The following is a 17,964-nucleotide window of genomic DNA, read 5'->3' as shown; positions in this document are numbered from 1 at the left end:
AATCTCCCTATTGTTGAGCGAGATAGCGGTGGACGAACATCACGGCCATCGCGCCCTCTCCGACGGCCGACGCGACGCGCTTGGCCGATTCGGCGTGTACGTCCCCGGCGACAAACACTCCGGGGACACTGGTTTCGAGATGATGTGGTGCGCGGTCGAGCGGCCACCCGTCCGGGGTGACGCCTTCGGACGGAAGGTCCGGGCCGGCAAGAACGAAGCCATTTCCGTCGCGGACCACCACGTCGCCGAGCCAGTCGGTGAGGGGAGCGGCTCCGATGAAGATGAACAACCACTGAGCATTGACAGTGTCTTCTTCTCCGGTGGCTCTGTTACGCAGTGTGATTCGTTCGAGGTGATCGTCACCCTCAGCGCCGACTACCTCCGTGCACGTGCGCACGGTGATCTTCGGATTCTTTTCGATCTGCTGAATCAGGTAGTAGGACATCGAGGCTTCGAGCGAGTTGCCGCGAATGAGAATGGTGACGGACCTAGCTCCGCGGGAGAGATAGACCGCAGCTTGCCCTGCCGAATTGGCGCCGCCGACTATGTACACATCCTGCTCGCTGCACCGTGCAGCTTCGGTGACGGCCGATCCGTAGTAAACCCCTCGGCCGGTGTAGGTATCGAGCCCCGGCGCCGACAGTTGGCGATAGGAAACACCGGTCGCCAAGATGACCGAATGGGCGTCGACCGACGAACCGTCGTCGAAACGCACTGTGCGGGCCGAGCCGTTGATTTCCAAACCGGTGACGTCTCGCGCGGTGATGACCTCGGCGCCGAACTTGGTTGCCTGGCGCCTCGCCCGATCGGCCAACTGTGCGCCGGACACTCCGTCGGGGAAGCCGAGGTAGTTCTCGATTCGTGAACTCTGGCCGGCCTGACCGCCAGTCGCCCGCCGTTCGATGAGGACCGTCCGAAGTCCCTCCGAAGCGCCGTACAGAGCAGCGCCCAGACCCGCAGGGCCGCCGCCGATGACAACGAGATCGTAAAAGTCTTCGGAGAGGGTGGTACTCAACCCGAGTTTGTCGGCGAGTTCGGCGTCAGTGGGCTCGACAAGGACATCCCCATTGGATGCGATGACGACGGGAAGCCGCAGTTCGTCGGTACCGGCAGCCGAGAGCAGTCGTTGGCCTTCCGGCTCGTCTGACATGTACCAGCGATAGGCAAGTTGGTTGCGTGCCAAGAACTCTCGGACGTCGGATGATCGCTCGGACCAACGATGGCCGATCACCTTGGTTTCCTCGGCGGGGTGATGACTCGAACTTGCCCAGGCATCGAGCAGCGCATCGATGACGGGGTACAGCTTCTCTTCCGGCGGATCCCAAGGCTTGAGGAGGTAGTGGTCGAGGTCGACGACGTTGATGGCGTCGATCGCAGCATCGGTGTCGGCGTACGCGGTGAGGAGAACGCGACGAGCTACGGGATACAGGTCCATTGCCTGTTCGAGGAACTCGATTCCACTCAAACCGGGCATGCGGTAATCGGCGACGATCACAGCGACTGCATCGCCGCGAAGTTTCATTTCACGCAAGGTTTCGAGAGCCTGGTCGCCGGACTCCGCACGAATGATTCGGTACTTCTCTCCGTACCGTTTGCGAAGGTCTCGAACGACGGCACGCGAAACACCAGGATCGTCGTCGACGCTGAGGATCGCTGGTTTGGCCGGGGCTTTCGGTGCGCTCACTCGGTGCCTTCCCGAAGTCGTAGTCAACCTCTCCAGTATGCGACTGCTGAGCTGAGCGTCAATCGCTGACGATGCGCTCTGAGTGAACCGGCGAACCTGAACTGGGAATTTCAAGATTGCGGGAACCGATCGAGCCTCCGGTGCATCCAATACAGTGGGTCCACATCAACAGGGGGTGTCATGCGGGGGTCGGTGGGGGTTGGGCGACTGCTCATGGCTGGGGTGTTGGTGTGGGCTGCGGCAGGATGCAGCTCAGTCGTGGAGGGGGCGGCTGAGCCTGCATCCGGCCAAGAGGGTCTGTTCGATCCGTGCAAGGACATCCCGGACTCGGTGTTGGAAGAAGTGGGGCTTGATCCGGCTACCGAGGAAGTTGATATCGCGGGCGTTGAGCAGCCAGGATGGAAGATCTGTGGGTGGAGCGGGTCCTGGTACTTCTTAACCGTGTATTCAACAGCGCGCGCCGTCGACGATGTGCGACGGAATGCTGACTACCGAGGTGTCGAGGAACTGCGCGCCGGTTCACGGCACGGTATCCAATTCCAACGCGTTGACGATGTGGACGGTAATGGTTGTTATATTGCGTTCCCAGTCGAGCAAGGCTCAATCTGGGTCAATATCGAAAGAATGCTGTCCGAAGCTCAGGAAGAGCCCAGTTGTGTTGTAGCGCAGCGAGTATCGGTCGATATTGAACATGTCCTACCAAAGTGAGGTCTCTGTGACTAGATCAGGTTGGAACAATGTGACGGCGGGTTCTCAGTTGGACCTTGCTCCAGACGTTGCGCGGGATGTCGTGTTGGCGTGTGCTGAGTTTCTCGGCGTACTAAACGAGGCGCATAGGAATCTGTTGGGGATTGAAAATGTCTCAGGTATGGGGACACTCCAGTCTGGAATCAACCTCGCCGCGAAATTCTCCAAGAAGGCGGTAGGCGGTGAGGATTCGTTGGAGAAGTCGTTGAGCAGCCACATCCAGGTGATCACCGAGATGCGGGACTTCTTCCAGCAATGCGTCGACCGCTACGGCGAAGTCGACGACTCGAATGCCTCCGCACTGGCAAGCGTCGAGACCCCTCGATAGACACAAAAAATCTCGCTGAGCCGATGGCATTCGACTCAGCGAGACTTGGGTAACGACTAGTTGGTGGGCAGGGCCTTCAACGACTTGACGGTGGCGTCGACCGCGCGCGCAGCCTCGGCGCCCTTCTTCACGAAATGCGTGCTGAAGTAGTCGACGTGCTCGGCGTGCTCGTGGAAGTGATGCGGCGTCAAGACCACCGAGAAGACCGGAACGTCGGTGTCGAGCTGCACGCGCATCAGACCGTCGATGACAGCCGTCGCCACGAAGTCATGCCGGTAGATACCGCCGTCGACGACCAGACCTGCGGCAACGATCGCCTGGTAGCGGCCGGTCTTCGCCAACCGCCGGGCGTGCAGCGGGATCTCGAAAGCTCCCGGTACCTCGAAGAAATCAACCGTGTCCTTGGGGTAGCCGAGCTCGACGATCGCGTCGGTGAATCCGTCGCGTGCACGGTCGACGATGTTGCGATGCCACGTCGCCTGAATGAACGCGATGCGCTGTCCCTGGATCTCACTCATAACCATGAAACTAGCGCACTGGGAAGCATCGACGCGACCACCCGTCCTAGTCCTGCTGACGGGGGAAGGCGGTCGAACGACCCCAGCCGGCGTCATTGGTGAGGTGCTCGAGGAGAGGCTGAATTCGATACGGAAGGGGATTGGTCAGAGCGATGGTCGTGGTCGAATGCGTGACGCCTGGAAGTGACACGATCTGCTCGGCCAACTTCTGCAGGGCCGCGTGCGTCGAGGTGGCGACGCGAACGAGCAAATCCTCGCGACCGGTCGTCGCGTGAATTTCGATCACCTCGGGCAACTCGGTCAGACTCCGCGCGACTGCGCTGATCTTGCCCTGCTCGAGTTCCAGACCGACAAATGCCTGAATCGGGATACCGACCTCGGGGAGATTGAGATTCGGCCGAAACCCGGTGAGAAGTCCGTTGGATTCCATGCGCTTCATTCGCGACTGGACGGTGTTGCGGGCGACGCCCAACGAGTTGGCCAACTCGGCCACACTCATCCTCGAGTCCTTGCTGAGCAGACCGAGCAACTGGACGTCGAGCTTGTCGATGCTGAGCACTTTGTGAACCTCTCCTCAGTGATATGAGTCACTGGATGATCGAATTGACTAGTTCAAGAGATTTGCATTGACCAAATCGTAACTCAGGCAGAGCATTGGTTCCACGAATTGCTCAGCGGGATTCTCTTTGGGTTATTTGTCCCTAATAGTACCCAATGGCCAATTCGTCCCAATATTTCGACTGCGCCCCGTTTATCCTTCGGAAAGGTCTATCCCACAATGACTCTCACCGCCGAGCCCGTGAACTCCGTTGTTTCCCATGACGACACTGCGGGCGTGTTCGATCGCGCCGACTACCTGCGCGATTACCCCCACGAGCAGGTGAGCTTCTTCCAGGATCCCGCGAGCGGCCTCAAGGCCATCGTCGCCATCCACTCCACGACGCTCGGCCCCGCGCTCGGCGGAACGCGCTTCTACCCGTACTCCGACGAATCCGCCGCAGTCACAGACGTTTTGCGTCTCTCGCGCGGAATGACCTACAAGGCTGCGGTTGCCGGCGTGGACCTCGGCGGCGGCAAGGCAGTCATCATCGGCGACCCCGCAACGGCCAAGACCGACGAATTGCTCGGCGCCTACGCAAAATTCGTCCAGACCCTCGGCGGCCGCTACATCACCGCTGGTGATGTCGGAACCAACTCCAACGATCTTGACATCATCGGTCGTAACACCGACTTCGTCGTCGGCCGCAACGCTACAGTCGGCGGTTCCGGCGACAGCGCTCCGATGACGGCCCTCGGCGTATTCCAGTCGATGCGCGCCGCGGCACAGTCGCATTGGGGCACTCCGTCGCTCGCAGGCAAGACTGTTGGTGTCGAGGGCACAGGCAAGGTCGGCTACGAGCTGATCAAGCTTCTCCTCGCAGACGGCGCAACCGTGTTGGCGACTGACGTCAACGCCGGAGCGCTCGATCGCGTCAAGGCGGACTTCCCGCAGGTGAGCATCGTCGACAGCATCATCGATGCTGATCTCGACGTTTACACACCGTGTGCGATGGGCGCAACACTCACCGACACGACCGCACGCTCGATCAAGGCCGAGGTTGTCTGCGGCGCTGCCAACAACCAGCTCACCGTGCCCGAGGTCGAGAACATCCTCCGCGACCGCGGCATCACCTGGACCCCCGATTACGTCGCCAACGGCGGCGGCCTCATCCAGGTTGCCGGCGAGCTGAAGGGCAACTCGGCCGAAGAGGTCAAGCTCAAGGTCGAGAAGATCTTCGACACGGTCACCGAGATCTTCGCGAAGTCGAAGAACGACGGAATCCTCGCCGGCGAGGCTGCTGACGCGGTCGCCGAGGCTCGGATCGCCGAGGTAGCTCGCGTAGCCAAGGGCTGACATCCCTCTCGCAGTCATGTAGCGCGGCCGGTCCCGACTAGTGTGGACACCAGACGAGCAGATTTTGCAGATCTGGACCACATCAGCCGGTAGACCGGCCGCTATGCGTCGGACGCCGGAAGGGCTTACATGACTGAACAATTCGCAGTGTGGACCGAGAACGACGTCGAGCAATCGGCCCGTTGGGGTTCGACGAGCAACGCCCCGGTGCCCAAGCGCATCGTTGTCGCCGACGACACGATGAAGGCCGACGACGCCTATCGCTTGGCATGCGAAGGCACGGCGTTGTTGTGGCGCGGAGATTTTCAGAACGCTCGCCAACTGTCGAAGGCCGTCGCGTCGCGCATCGACCGCAAGCCGCGCCAAGCGTCCGACGACCCAGCCAAAGCCTTCCATCTCCACCGGCAGACCCAAGGACGCCGCGCGCAGATCCTCGGCATGCTGCTAATTCCCTTGGATGCAGATCTGTCGATTCCACTCCGGCGAGCCCCGGACGCGCAAGTCGCGTTGACCGAAGCTTTCGGGATTACCGGTGAGCCTTCGGTTCGCTCGTTGCGTGACATCCTCGGCGCGATCGGCGCTCACGAGTGGCACCGCAAAGGTGTTTTCATCGAGGCTCTCGACGCACGAGCGCATCCCGCCTTCGGAGTGTTCTCACCCGTCCGCGGGGAGTATGTCGATCTTGTCGCGTCTGCGCCACTGCCGTCGACGGAATCGGCTTTCGACATCGGCACCGGCACCGGCGTTCTTGCTGCCGTCCTGGCGCGGCGTGGAGTTCAGACGGTGACGGCCACCGACCAGGACCCCCGGGCACTGCAATGCGCTCGTAGCAACCTCTCGCGGCTTGGCTACGGCGATCAGGTGAACGTGGTGGAAGCAGACCTCTTTCCCGAAGGCACCGCTCCGTTGGTGGTCTGCAATCCTCCCTGGATTCCGGCCAAGGCCACCTCGCCCATCGAATACGCCGTCTACGACCCCGCTGGAGCGATGCTGAAGGGCTTCCTGACTGGTGTCGCAGCGCATCTGGACGACGGGGGAGAAGCGTGGCTGATCCTCTCGGACATTGCCGAACACCTCGGTCTCCGAACGCGATCCGAACTGCACGATCTGATTGCGGCCGGTGGGCTCACTGTTGTCGATCGCATGGACGTCAAACCGACGCACGCAAAGGTCAGTGACCGAACCGATGCGCTTCACGCTGCCCGGGCACGAGAGACGACCTCGCTCTGGCGGCTTCGCCGTCGCTGAATTCATTCTCAGTCAGCGGTATTTCCTTGCCATGAAATGGTAATGAACGAGTAACAAATCGGGTCTAGCTTTCTTCGCAGTCGCACATCGTCACGCACTCCGGAGGAATCTCGATGGAATACACTCTTGCCCGCAACGCAGCCGAAGACCTGACGAAAGGTCTTGGCCGACGCGGATTCATGAGGGCAGTCGCTGCCCTCGGTGCGGGCGTAGGAGTTGCCGGTGTGGCTTCGGGATGCGCGCACTCGAACGCGTCACCGGCTGGATCGTCCTCCTCTGCACTACCGTTCGCCGATGGCATTCCGATTCTGCAACCGGGCAGCGGAAACGTCAGTGGCGATCACTATCTGAGTTCGGATCCGTCGGACGTCATGTGGGGTTATGTGCCCAACATCCACACCCGCGAGGTGATGCGGATGAAGTCGGGCCAGACCGTCACGATCGACGCCCTCTCGCACGAGGGAATTCTCGAGGATCAAGGGCGCAATCCTCTCGAATACTTCGGTAGCAAAGGCGTTTCCGAGAAGGACGTGCTCGAGGATGCGATTGCCGTTGCGGCCGAATACAACCGAACCGAACGAAACTTCGACAAGGACGGACCGCACGTCGTCACCGGCCCGGTCTTCGTCGAAGGCGCCCAGCCTGGAGACGTACTCAAGATCGAGACTCTCGAAGCCATTCCCGCGTGCCGTACGGCGTTGTGTCGAGCAGACACGGCAAGGGCGCTCTCGCCGTCACAGCAGACGGAACCGCTCCAGCGGGAATCACTCTGGACGAAGTCATGCCGCCGGTCGCCACAGACGGGCGCGCAACAAAGGACCCGTTGAAGTACGGCGGTGTTTCCACTTTCACGGCGATCGAAGACGGCAAGGGTGTGATGCCTTTCGGACAGTCGAAGGTGCGGTTTCCCCTGCGGCCCTTCATGGGAATGATGGGAGTTGCCTATTCCTCGGATGCCGACCCGACATCCCCGTCGTCGAACTCCATTCCTCCGACGCTGGGCGGCGGAAACATCGACATCAGGCATCTCGGTGTTGGATCAACCTTCTATTTGCCGGTCTTTGCCGAAGGCGCCCTGTTCTACGTCGGTGACCCCCACATGGCGATGGGAGACGGTGAGGCAGCGTTGACCGCGATGGAAGGATCGCTGCGCGGCACGTTCCGACTCAGCGTGTGTAAGAAGGATTCCGGTGACGCTCCATCGGTGGCTTTCGGATACCCGTTCGCTGAGACCGAGGAGGCCTGGATTCCGATCGGCCTGTCCGACCCCAACGGTTCGGTCGATGGGCAGAACAGTGACCTCAACGGCGCCATGCGGCGCGCGGTGGTCAACGCGCTCGACTTCCTCGAGCATGATCGCGGAATGGATCGAGCGACGGCCTACGCCTATCTTTCTGCCGCAGCCGATTTCACGGTCTCGCAGGTAGTCGATCGAACCGTGGGCGTCCACGGACAGATCGTCAAATCCCACTTCGAATAGCGGGAAAGGCGATCCGTGTTATCAGGACGGATCGTCGAAGAGGCTCTGTTGCAAGGGATCGGCAAACAAGCCCATCTGCTCAGGTTGCGGCTTTGCCGGCGTCTCGGTCCGAGAATTGGGCAGGACCACCAGTCGCAAAGCCCCGCGCAGACGGTCGACCATGAGTTCCCACCCGCCGACCTGATCCTCGTAGCCCGCCGCCTCTTCGGCGTCCCCGCGACTGTGGGCGTCCACAGCCTGACTACGCAGCTGAATCTGCCATTCGTTGCTGATGTGGAGGAGCTGAAGAATCAGATCGCGATCACGACCGCAGACATCGGCTACCGCGTCGAGATCCTCGGCCACATCCAGATCGAGGTGCAGCAGGGTCTCGAGTTCGGGAGGCAGGTCCTCGGCTGTCAGATCGGGCTGCAGCGAGGAGGAATCACCGCTCTTGTTCGCGAAGAAGAGGTCTCCGCCGACGCGTGCGGCGAACTCGTCGTCCACGGTACGCAGGAACGATGTCAGGGCGGCGCACGTATCGGTGAGTTGCTTGGGAACGAATGGTGAACCCGCCACCTCGAGGAACACCGACAGACGGTCGTCGATCAAGACGAACTTGATGCGCGACCACTTGCGGTTGAGATCGGCGATGACCTCGGCTGCACGGGTGCGGTTGCTGATGTCCTGAACGAGCGGCGAGAACAACTGCACGTCCATGGACTCGGAAAGTGGACCGACGAACATGACAGTCGAACCGACACGAATGGGTATGTCGCCGTCGCTGTCTCGCTCGGGAAGAGTGCCGAGCATGGGAAGCAAAGCGAGAGTGACCAACTCCTTGAGATGGTCGATGTCGTTGGGCATGTAGGCCGCGGTGGGGTCGAGGGTCGGAAGTTCTGTCGACTCGACGACCGACGGATCGAAATCCGGAGTCTGCTCGTTGCCGGTGAGATCGCTGGATAGAAAAGCCGGGTGCTGCACACCGAACACATCACGGAATGCAGCGACAGTCATCGCTGCGAGCTGATCGGCCCAGTTCTGTGCCTTGTCGACGCAGAAGGCGGGGGAGTTGTTCGGATCCTCGAGATTCTCGGAAGGCGGATTCCAGCCGAGTGCGATCAACTTTTGTTCGTCGGCATCTTCGAGTCGATAGCGTGGATGAAGGAAGTCGTTGGAAGGAACCTCGCAGCGGACTGTGTTCTCGTCCCACACGAGGAACTGAACGCATGGCGCTGCGCCGTCAGCTGGATCGAAGTCGCCGGTGGACGATTCCACGGCAAGCACGTCGCCGTCGACCATGATGGAAATGTGATCGCCGAGGCGACGTTGAAATTCTGCCCACGCCCGGTCGACACTGACATCGAGATCGAAGCCCATTGCGCTCATCAGTCACCTCCTTCCGCAAAAGCTCAGACCTATACGGTATCGCGAGGCTCCGACAATGCTGCTGTCCTTTTCCGGTCGACCGGATTGCAGCGGACCACGAACCGTGACGGCGAGGAAGGTAGTCGCAGGTAGATCGGTTATTCGAGAGCGGCGACTGAAGTGTGCCTGTAACCGCCGTCACGCCAGGCGGTGTGCGGGCGAAAGAGCGAGGGTTATCCGGCGAGAACGGGCGAGACCTCGACGACGGGCGGCGTGGACCCGGTCGTGACAACGGGGGTGGTGCTGTTCTTGGTGGTTGTGGCCGTCGCGGTCGGTGACGAGGTCGCGGTAGCCGACGCAGTTGTGGTGGATGAGACGGGTGTTGTCGTACTGGTGGCCGTCGTAGTCGAGGTGGCGGAGCTCGTGCTTGTCGCGGTCACCACAAGCGGCTGATTGCGAGGAGCGGTCGTCTCGTCGGCGATTCGCCAGGTCGGCGTCGGCGGGATGACAACCGTGGGGACTGCAACCGAGCTGTAGAACGCGGCCGGTTCGATCCCGGCGACGGACTCCACGGAAACCGACGAGACCAGAGTGGGAGGCTTCACCACAGGGCCGCCGGCACCGAATGCGCCGGCTGCTCCGCCGAAAACGAGGCCTGATGTCAGAGAAAGAGCGGCCACTGCGACAGCGCCGATCATGACTGTTCTGTCTTTCATGCACACCTGTCCTTCGGGAGCAGTACGGAAGTACTGTAGGCGAAAAGATGCCGCAATGGAGTATCAGGGTCTGCTGGGCGGGACGCGAATCTGTGTGGCGTAGAACACAAAAGGCCCTGGGTGTCGACGCGGACGTCGGCACCCAGGGCCAGGTCAAGCAGTGAATCAGGCGGGGATCGTCAGTACCTGACCGGCGTTGATGAGATCCGGGTTCGGGATGCCGTTTGCATCCGCGATGCGCTGGTACTGGTTGCCGTCACCGTAGAAACGCTCTGCGATCGCCCACAGGGTGTCGCCGCTTTCGACGGTGTAGCTCTGCGCGGCGGGGGCAGGCTCGGGCTCGGGTGCCGGAGCGGGCTCCGGGGCAGCCTCGGCGGCCGGCGCTGCGATTGCAGTGTCCGACGACCACAGAGCATTTCCGCCGGCGGACAGAACGACGTTGCGATCGTCCTGAACCGAGAGGGAGGCACCGTCGTTGCCTGCGGTCTGCGATGCCCACACGGCGTCGGAGTCCTTGTAGATGACGAAGTTTCCGTCAGCCTGCACCTCGGCGCGGTTGGCGCCGGATCCGTTGGTGCCTGCGGCCCAAACAGCCTGTCCGCCCTCGGACAGAACCAGGTTGCCGTCGTCCTGCAAGGTGAGGGTGTATGCGCCGTTGTCGGACTTGAGTTCCTGGCCGACTCCGAGGCTCTGACCTGACTGCAGTGTGCTCACGCTGTCCCTTTCCAAATCTGTTGCGATGACTGTGCCTCCACGATTCCGCTTTACCGTCCAGTTACCTTCTGGCCGTTGGTCTCGTAGGCGACCGAGTGTACGTTACCGAAGAGTACAGAGAATTGTGCAGCGTTGACGGATTGCGTGTCGAGCGTTCGGATCTTGCTGATATTAAGGCGTTTTGGGCGAAAGCGCCGCGACATCCTACGCGAAGTTGCACCGTTGCGATGCACTTTCTCTTGAACGGCAGGTGAAATCGGCGCGCTCTCAGCGCATTGTCAGTAACCGCTAGGGGTGTAGCGACTTGCGCGTCTCGTCGTGGAGAACGGCAAGCAGTTCACGCTCGACGTCGGCGAACTCGGGCGAGGTGATCATGTCCAGTTCGCGTGGCCTCGGCAAGGGAACGTCGACGACGCACCTGACCGTTGCCGGCCTCGCCGACAGAACGACCACGCGATCGGACAGATAGATCGCTTCACGAATATCGTGGGTGATCATCAGCACGGTCCACCGGTACTGCTGCCACACGTCTTGCAGCCAGGCCTGCATCTCGGTGCGGGTCAACGAGTCCAGTGCGCCGAACGGCTCGTCGAGCAGCAGGACAGGTTTGCCCTGAACAACGGTGCGCAGCATCGCCGCTCGCTGGCGCATGCCGCCGGACAGCTGTGACGGCCGGGCGTCCTCGAATCCGGACAGTCCGAACGCCGGGAACAACTCGCGAGCGCGCTCGCGTGCTTCCTTCTTGCCGACTCCCTGCACTTCCAAACCGAGGGCCGTGTTGTCCAGTACCGAGCGCCAAGGGAACAGAAGATCCTTCTGCGGCATGTACGCGGTGTGCACCTCGGCGGCTGCTTCGGATTCCGTTGCGCGCGTGCCCACACGGACCGAACCCGCGGTCGGGGATTCGAGCCCGGCCAGGACGTTGAAGATCGTGCTCTTGCCGCAGCCGCTCGGCCCGATCACCGACACGAATTCGCCCGCGTCGGCGCCAAAGGACACCGAATCGAGCACGAGACGCGATTCTCCGGCCGTGTCGAACCTCTTGGTCAGGTCCTGGATTTCGACCATTGCATCCTCGACCATCGGGTCAGTCATGTCCGCGACCTTTCGTTCATCGCCCATGGTGCAACGATGCGCTCGATGGCGAACGTCAGCAAGTACAGCGTGACACTGATCAACGCGGTCACCAGTACGGCCGCCAACACCAGGTCGGTGCGGAAGGAGTTCTTCTGGGTGCTCATGTAGATACCCAAACCGGAAGTAGCGCCGACGTATTCGGAGAACACCGCACCCACGACCGCATACGTGATGCCGATGCGCAGGGCAGTGAAGAATCGCGGAATTGCCGAAGGAAGGCGAACGTATCGGAACTCCTGCCAGCGAGTGCTGCCCATACTGCGCAGGAGAGCGCCCGCTTCCCGATCGGCCGCGGCAAATCCCTCGATGAGTCCGATGGTCATGGGGAAGAACGTCGCAAGGGCGATCACCAACACCTTCGGCAACAGCCCGAAGCCGAACCAGATGATCATCAGCGGCGCGATGGCGATGATCGGCAGCGTCTGCGAGACGACGAAAAGTGGTACCAGCGCGCGTGACAACCACGGCGAAAAGTCCACGACCACAGCAAGAATCCAGGCCAACACCAATGAAACAGTGAAGCCGACCAACGTGACCTGCAATGTCGACCAGGCGTGGCCGGAGATGATCTCGCGGTTGTCCCACCCCTGGGACAGAACGCGCCCCGGAGACGGAAGTACTTGCGGCCGAATCCCACTGATCTCGACGTAGACCTGCCACGCCGCCACGAGGAGCACCACCACGGCGAGCGCGGGAAGCGCCCGCCGCATGGTCGAGACCAACCGTCCGCTCACGTCAGGACGCGTCGAGATACTCATTGGTGAAGTACTCCGACCAGTCCGGCTTCTGGGTCAACGGCTTCCCGTAGGGTCCGGCGAGCAATCCGTTCTCGAAGAGGAATCCCGAATAACCCGACCAGGTTTCGAGATTCTGGGCGCCCACAACGCCGTTGACGTCTTTCATGTAGTCGGCGGCGAGCATCCGCTGACTCTCACGCACGAGGTCTTCGTCGGTGAAAGCTCCGGGGTTCGCGTCGATGAGATCCTGCGCGGCCTGGTCCGGGTTGTCGGCAGCAGTCTGATATCCGCGTTGAACGGCTTTGACGAACTTGCGTGCCTCGTCGGGATGGTCCTTCAACCACTGCTGGTTGCCGTTGATCACGATCGAATACGCATCGGGGAAGCCGTAATCGGTGTACTGGAAGTACCGCATCGGAGTTCCGTTTCGCTCCGCTTCGAGGCCTTCCCAAGCAAAGTAGGAGACGGTGAAGTCTGCCTGGCCCGAGTACACGGCTTCGTACGCGGAAGTTCCGAGCGTGACCGTCGTGAAGTTCCCGGTCCCGCCGTCGTTGCGGATGATCTGCTGCAGCGTTTCGACTTCGCCGGGATCACCGAACCCGGCGTACGTCTTCCCGTCGAGATCACGTGGGCGCGTGATGTCCGCACGATCCGCCTTCACGCCGATGCCGGTGGCGCGGTGCTGAAGTGGCGCGATGACGGACGTCGTGGCGGCGCCGGCTGCACGGGCGAACGTGGCCTGACTCTGTGTGCTGATGCCGAACTCCGCATTGCCGGCATCGACCAGGGTGTCGGGCGAGGTGTTGTTGTACGGCAGGATCGAGACGTCCAGGCCGGCGTCCTCGAAGTAGCCCTCTTGGAGTGCTACGTACAAACCGGTGTGGTTCGTGTTCGGTGTCCAGTCGAGTGCGAACCGAATGGTCCCGTCGGAAGAGCCGGTGTCAGAGGCGCATCCGGTCAGAACTGTGAACGCGGCTGCGATCGCGGCAGACGTGGCAAGCGTGCGGCGCAGCGCCGCAAACGACATCACGACGCCGGCCAAGGCTGCTGGTGGAGTGCGGAATCCCAGAACATCAGCTCATAGCGGCTGGCGATGCGGAATGCTTCACTCATCGCCTCACGCTCTGTCTCGGTGGCAGCTTCGGCCGCAGCATCGACCAGCACGCGGGCCTGCGCCACCGACTCGTGGAATTCGGGTGCGTCGTAGGTCGTGACCCACTGTGCGTACGGATGCGACGGATCGGCGTCGAGTACCTCGCGCGCTGAAGCGGCAAGATCGCGGCCGACCTCGGCGTAGATCCAGAAGCAGGGGAGTACTGCCGCTGCGGAGACCGGGTAAGGCGCAGTTGCTGCAGTCGCCGTCAGATACGAGACGTATCCCAGGCAGGCCTGCGAATGCTCGAGCCTTCCCGATCCCGCTGGAAGAATTCCACCGGTGAGAAGTCCGTCGTGAAGCGCAGATTCCACTGTCGCTGCCGTGGACGCGGAATTCGACCAGAAGCCCGCGGACTGCGGATCCGGGGCATGGGCCGCGACCAGGGACAACGCTTTCGAATACCCCTCGAGATAAAGCTTGTCTTGCTCGATGTACGTGCGGAACGCGTCGAGAGGCAATGTTCCGTCGCCGAGGCGGCGGAGGAACTCCAGTGAGTCGATCGACTCGCGGAGGGCCTTCGTCTCGGCCCAGAGTCGATCTGTGAACCGATCCGTCGACGGCGCTGTGGCCACCGAGTTTTCGGCAGAATTGTATGCAGGCTGCGTAGTAGCCATGACATCCCTTCGTCAGCATTACCTGATCAGGTTCCCGGGTGTGTTCTCAGCCCCGCCCATGCGGAGCACCCCGTGTCAGAACTAGGCGACCTTAACACCGAGGGGTTGTGTACTCGGCGCACACCCGTCCGAGATTGGTAGGTTTGGTCTTGATTGCCACACGCGCGGGTCGGGAGGGGATTCAGACATGGAGACCGACGTTCGACCAAATCTCGGCGAGGACGGAACTCTGGTGATCCGGGCGCGAGGCGGAGAAGCCCGCGGGTATCCGGATGGCGGTGTATTCGCGTGGAAGGGCATGCCCTACGCAGCGGCGCCGGTGGGTGAGCGGAGGTTCCGAGCGCCACAACCCGCACAGCCGTGGGACGGGGTGCGCGACTGTCGTGAGTTCGGGCCGATCGCGCCGCAAGGCCAGAGTCCGGCGGTTCCGATCGATCGGGCCTTCAAAATCGACGAGGACTGCCTGTCGATCAACGTCTGGGCCCCGCGACCCGACGGCACGCCGCGACCGGTGATGGTGTGGATTCACGGCGGCGCCTACTGCCTCGGATCCGCCGCCCAAACGATCTACGACGGCCGTCATCTGGCTGAAACCGGTGACGTCGTTCTCGTCTCCTTCAACTATCGCGTCGGCGCACTCGGATTCCTGGACCTGTCTGCATTCTCCACCGCGGATACTGTTTTCGAATCGAACTGTGGTCTGCGAGACCAGATTGCGGCACTCGAATGGGTTCGAGACAACATCGACGCCTTCGGTGGTGACCCGAGTGCGGTGACCGTGTTCGGTGAGTCCTCCGGCGCAGGATCCATCACGACGCTCATGACCTGTCCGAGCGCCGAAGGTCTGTTCCATCGTGCGATTGCCCAGAGTCCGCCCGCGACCTCCGTCTACGGGGCCGAGCGCGCCAAGACCGTGGCGGAGCGGTTTCTCGAACTGCTCTCGATCGACCCCGAAGACGCAGGCGATCTGCTGACCACGGATCTGGAACTGCTCGTCAAGGCAAGCGATGATTTGGTCAACGAAATTCCGACCCGGATTCCGGGAACTTTGGCGATGGCACCCGTTGTCGATCGCGATCTGGTGCCGCACTACCCGGTTGCGGCTTTCCAGAAGGGTTACGCGCACCGAATCCCACTGATCATCGGTTCCAACAAGGACGAGGCGTCGATCTTCAAGTTCATGAAGTCTCCGCTGATGCCGGTGAGTGCGCAGTCCGTCGAGGCAATGCTCCAATTACTGGCCGACGATCACCCCGACATCTCCGCGACCAAACTTGCCGAGATCATGTCGGCTTACCCTGACCATGCGAAACCGAGTGGCGCGCTGGCACTGTCACGGGACGCGGCGTTTCGCATGCCGACCCTCTGGATCGCAGACGCGCACTGCAGGCATTCCCCTACATGGGTCTACCGCTTCGATCACGCGACGCCGATGCTCAAGGCGGCGCGGATCGGCGCGGGCCACGCGACCGAATTACCTTATGTATTCGGCAATTTCGGAACCCTGAACGTCGACCCCACGTTCTGGCTCGGCGGACGGAAGGCTGCGATGGAGGTGGCCGGCCGTATCCAACGGCGATGGTTGGCCTTCGCCAGGCATGCCGTGCCGGCGGCCCTCGACGGCTCGAAGCACTGGGCGCCGTACGAGGAAGAGAAGCGGTCGACGCTGTTGATCGACTCCGCCGACACCCTCGTCAGCGACCCCGATCACGGACTGCGCGTCGCCTGGGGCAACGACGTGATGGGGTTCAACTGACGTCGGTCGAGTGCCGCGGACGATCGAGTTCGCGAAGCACCGGTAGGGAGGCACATACTGCGGCGATCAGGATGATCGGAATCGACAGGGCCACAAAGGTCGACGCGATTCCGAGTTGATCGAGCAGCGGGCCGACCGCGAGGTAGCCGAGCGGGCCGGCGGCGTAGGCCGTCGACGTCATGACACCGACGACGCGTCCGCGCATGTGCTCCGGGCTGTGCGTCTGCATGGCGTAGTTGGCGATCGGGCCGACTGGTCCGTAGACGAGGCCCTGCAGTCCGGCAAGTACGAGGATCACCCACAGCGGAGGTAGGAGCGCCATGGCCAGCATCGCTATGCCGAGAACGGCGACGGCAAAAATCATGATCAGCCGCCGGGACATGATCGGCGCCAGTGGGGCGTAGGCGAGAGAGCCGATGATGCCGCCGATCGCCAAGGCCATCAACACCGATCCGAGTTGGGCCGGTTGATCCAACTCTGTGAAGTACACCGGGAACACGACACTCTCCACCGGCATGTAGAGCGCGACGACCGCCATGTCGATCAGCGCCAGGGTGCGCAGCAGTTTGTTGTTCCAGACGAACCGAAGACCGTCGAGTGTGCCGTGCCAGATCGATTTCGGACGGTGTTCGTGTTCGGGCACTCCGGCGCCGGGAAGCCGGATGAAGGCGACCACGACTATCGAGAACACAAAACCTGCCGCCGTGACCCAGAGCGTGTTCACCGCTCCGATCGTTGCGATGAGGACACCGCCGATGCCAGGGCCGATCAGATACGCGACGTTGAAGTTGGCCTCGTACACACTGTTGGTTCGATCGAGCTTCCACTTGGCGGTCCGAGTCGCTGCAGGCAGCATGGACTCCCTCGCCGCCATTCCGGCGGGGTCGAACACGGCGCCGAGTGCGGCCAACGCCGCGATCACCGGGATCGTCAAGCCCGCGGTGGCCGCGATGATCGGAATCGCTGCAACGGACATCGCAGAGAGAGCGTCGGAAATCATCGACGTTCGACGGCGTCCGAACTTGTCGACGAATGTCCCCGAAAACAGGCTCGACACGAGTAGCGGAATGGCTGCTGCGCCGGCAACTATCGCCGCGTCGGTAGCCTTACCGGTTCGTTCGAGAACCAGCCAGGGGAGCACGACGATGGCGATACCGTTGCCGATCGCCGAGAACAGCGTCGCGAGATTGACCAGTACGAGAGGGAGATAGCTGGGGATAGCTACGTCCGTGGACGCAGGTGGACGCCGATCTGCTGAGGCGACCACGTTCTTTCCTTCCCCGAGATGGTGCCGCCCAGGATTTCGACGACGGCACCATCGACGCTAGCAGCGGGGTCTGCAGGTTCGCGACTGGTTTTTCGCCGGCCGTTCTCGTTCGGTTATGCCTGGTAGACGGGGTTCTCCGCAACAAACTTCTCGACGTACGAGCACGTCGGAAGGATCTTGAATCCCTCGTTCCGGGTCTGATCGAGCGCTTCACGCACCACGATGGCGGCAAGCCCGCGCCCACGAAACTGCGGATAGGTCACCGTGTGGTGGAAATCACGGACGCCGGAATGGTCCGAGTACTCGGCGAAACCGGCGAGTTCGCCGTCGACTCGGATCTCGAAACGCGTTTCCGCGGGATTGCGCGCCACTGTCTCGGTCATCTTCGGGCTCCGTTTCGAAAGGGCGGCCGGTTGCGCCGCGCCGCGTCTACGTTCTCTGGAGCACGCTACCTGGCAGGCCGTCCGCAATATCGGTTGCCGACGTGGGATCCGTTACTTAGCGCAACTACAACTGGACGACCGTTCAAGGGACCTTCGTCGCCATGGAGAACGAACAAAACTGGTCTGTACGTGCCGATTTGCCCGTACTTTTGTGCCCACAACGGGTGATACATATGCA

17 protein-coding genes, 1 pseudogene and 1 riboswitch are annotated in these 17,964 nt (G+C 61.8%); of the genes and pseudogenes, 6 read left to right on the top strand and 12 right to left on the bottom strand.

All coding sequences use genetic code 11. From position 1 onward, the window contains the following. Window positions 1-7: 7 nt before the first annotated feature. A complete protein-coding gene (locus tag AC1Q6C_RS28110) occupies window positions 8-1,684 on the bottom strand; it encodes an NAD(P)/FAD-dependent oxidoreductase (protein WP_003941369.1) in 1,677 nt (558 codons plus the stop codon). 180 nt (window positions 1,685-1,864) lie between these two features. Here AC1Q6C_RS28110 and AC1Q6C_RS28105 point away from each other — a divergent pair, with 180 nt between their 5' ends. Beyond that, window positions 1,865-2,392, top strand: a complete 528-nt coding sequence (locus AC1Q6C_RS28105) for a DUF3558 domain-containing protein (protein WP_311093706.1) — start codon at window positions 1,865-1,867, stop codon at window positions 2,390-2,392. Between the two features lie 160 nt (window positions 2,393-2,552). After that, a complete protein-coding gene (locus AC1Q6C_RS28100) occupies window positions 2,553-2,759 on the top strand; it encodes a hypothetical protein (RefSeq protein ID WP_230358883.1) in 207 nt (68 codons plus the stop codon). 56 nt (window positions 2,760-2,815) lie between these two features. Here AC1Q6C_RS28100 and AC1Q6C_RS28095 read toward each other — a convergent pair whose 3' ends face one another. Together AC1Q6C_RS28095 and AC1Q6C_RS28090 are read right to left on the bottom strand one after the other, a co-directional pair. Beyond that, window positions 2,816-3,277 carry a 6,7-dimethyl-8-ribityllumazine synthase gene (locus AC1Q6C_RS28095; RefSeq protein WP_007726074.1) on the bottom strand — a complete coding sequence of 154 codons (462 nt, stop codon included), beginning with the start codon at window positions 3,275-3,277 and terminating at the stop codon, window positions 2,816-2,818. A 46-nt stretch (window positions 3,278-3,323) separates the two neighbouring features. Further along, window positions 3,324-3,836 carry an Lrp/AsnC family transcriptional regulator gene (locus AC1Q6C_RS28090; RefSeq protein WP_003941343.1) on the bottom strand — a complete coding sequence of 171 codons (513 nt, stop codon included), beginning with the start codon at window positions 3,834-3,836 and terminating at the stop codon, window positions 3,324-3,326. A 219-nt stretch (window positions 3,837-4,055) separates the two neighbouring features. On the opposite strand from AC1Q6C_RS28090, the gene AC1Q6C_RS28085 reads away from it, so the two are divergent. The 3 genes and pseudogenes from AC1Q6C_RS28085 (at window position 4,056) to AC1Q6C_RS28075 (ending at window position 7,899) form a co-directional block, all read left to right on the top strand. Next, window positions 4,056-5,171, top strand: a complete 1,116-nt coding sequence (locus tag AC1Q6C_RS28085) for a Glu/Leu/Phe/Val family dehydrogenase (protein WP_492666919.1) — start codon at window positions 4,056-4,058, stop codon at window positions 5,169-5,171. Between the two features lie 129 nt (window positions 5,172-5,300). Further along, the gene (locus AC1Q6C_RS28080) at window positions 5,301-6,419 is read left to right on the top strand and encodes a methyltransferase (protein ID WP_230358881.1); all 1,119 of its coding nucleotides are present in this window, start codon (window positions 5,301-5,303) and stop codon (window positions 6,417-6,419) included. Between the two features lie 113 nt (window positions 6,420-6,532). Further along, window positions 6,533-7,899 (top strand): annotated as a pseudogene (locus tag AC1Q6C_RS28075) (acetamidase/formamidase family protein). A 21-nt stretch (window positions 7,900-7,920) separates the two neighbouring features. Here the strand turns inward: AC1Q6C_RS28075 and AC1Q6C_RS28070 are convergent. The 7 genes from AC1Q6C_RS28070 to AC1Q6C_RS28040 all read right to left on the bottom strand — a co-directional run bounded on the left by AC1Q6C_RS28070 (window position 7,921) and on the right by AC1Q6C_RS28040 (window position 14,320). Continuing rightward, window positions 7,921-9,267: a T3SS (YopN, CesT) and YbjN peptide-binding chaperone 1 gene (locus AC1Q6C_RS28070; RefSeq protein WP_047270244.1), complete on the bottom strand. Its 1,347-nt coding sequence runs from the start codon at window positions 9,265-9,267 to the stop codon at window positions 7,921-7,923. Between the two features lie 212 nt (window positions 9,268-9,479). Continuing rightward, a complete protein-coding gene (locus tag AC1Q6C_RS28065; RefSeq protein ID WP_230358880.1) occupies window positions 9,480-9,962 on the bottom strand; it encodes a hypothetical protein in 483 nt (160 codons plus the stop codon). A 165-nt stretch (window positions 9,963-10,127) separates the two neighbouring features. After that, the gene (locus tag AC1Q6C_RS28060) at window positions 10,128-10,676 is read right to left on the bottom strand and encodes a LysM peptidoglycan-binding domain-containing protein (protein ID WP_492666918.1); all 549 of its coding nucleotides are present in this window, start codon (window positions 10,674-10,676) and stop codon (window positions 10,128-10,130) included. A gap of 288 nt (window positions 10,677-10,964) precedes the next feature. Then, window positions 10,965-11,759: an ABC transporter ATP-binding protein gene (locus AC1Q6C_RS28055; RefSeq protein ID WP_039972652.1), complete on the bottom strand. Its 795-nt coding sequence runs from the start codon at window positions 11,757-11,759 to the stop codon at window positions 10,965-10,967. A gap of 8 nt (window positions 11,760-11,767) precedes the next feature. Then, window positions 11,768-12,571 carry an ABC transporter permease gene (locus AC1Q6C_RS28050; RefSeq protein WP_208690461.1) on the bottom strand — a complete coding sequence of 268 codons (804 nt, stop codon included), beginning with the start codon at window positions 12,569-12,571 and terminating at the stop codon, window positions 11,768-11,770. Continuing rightward, complete coding sequence (locus AC1Q6C_RS28045; protein WP_230358879.1) at window positions 12,549-13,577, bottom strand: ABC transporter substrate-binding protein; 1,029 nt, start codon at window positions 13,575-13,577, stop codon at window positions 12,549-12,551. Before AC1Q6C_RS28045 ends, AC1Q6C_RS28050 begins: the two co-directional genes overlap by 23 nt. Further along, a complete protein-coding gene (locus AC1Q6C_RS28040; RefSeq protein WP_007726090.1) occupies window positions 13,577-14,320 on the bottom strand; it encodes a TenA family protein in 744 nt (247 codons plus the stop codon). Before AC1Q6C_RS28040 ends, AC1Q6C_RS28045 begins: the two co-directional genes overlap by 1 nt. Next, a riboswitch (TPP riboswitch) is annotated at window positions 14,308-14,403 on the bottom strand. Its footprint overlaps the gene before it by 13 nt. Window positions 14,404-14,507: 104 nt before the next feature. Between AC1Q6C_RS28040 and AC1Q6C_RS28035 the strand changes: the two genes are divergently transcribed. After that, window positions 14,508-16,076, top strand: a complete 1,569-nt coding sequence (locus tag AC1Q6C_RS28035; protein WP_007726092.1) for a carboxylesterase/lipase family protein — start codon at window positions 14,508-14,510, stop codon at window positions 16,074-16,076. On the opposite strand, the gene AC1Q6C_RS28030 is transcribed toward AC1Q6C_RS28035, so the two are convergent. Both AC1Q6C_RS28030 and AC1Q6C_RS28025 read right to left on the bottom strand, forming a co-directional pair. Then, on the bottom strand, window positions 16,069-17,295 hold the full coding sequence (locus AC1Q6C_RS28030; protein ID WP_039972654.1) for an MFS transporter: 1,227 nt from the start codon (window positions 17,293-17,295) through the stop codon (window positions 16,069-16,071). The two genes, AC1Q6C_RS28035 and AC1Q6C_RS28030, sit on opposite strands and share 8 nt — an antisense overlap. A gap of 161 nt (window positions 17,296-17,456) precedes the next feature. Further along, window positions 17,457-17,726 (bottom strand): GNAT family N-acetyltransferase, encoded by a 270-nt coding sequence (locus AC1Q6C_RS28025; protein ID WP_492666917.1) that lies wholly within the window; start codon window positions 17,724-17,726, stop codon window positions 17,457-17,459. Between the last annotated feature and the right edge of the window lie 238 nt (window positions 17,727-17,964).

The sequence above is a fragment of the Rhodococcus sp. MT28 genome (genome assembly GCF_058792695.1).
This window is presented reverse-complemented; position numbering and strand designations above follow the sequence as displayed.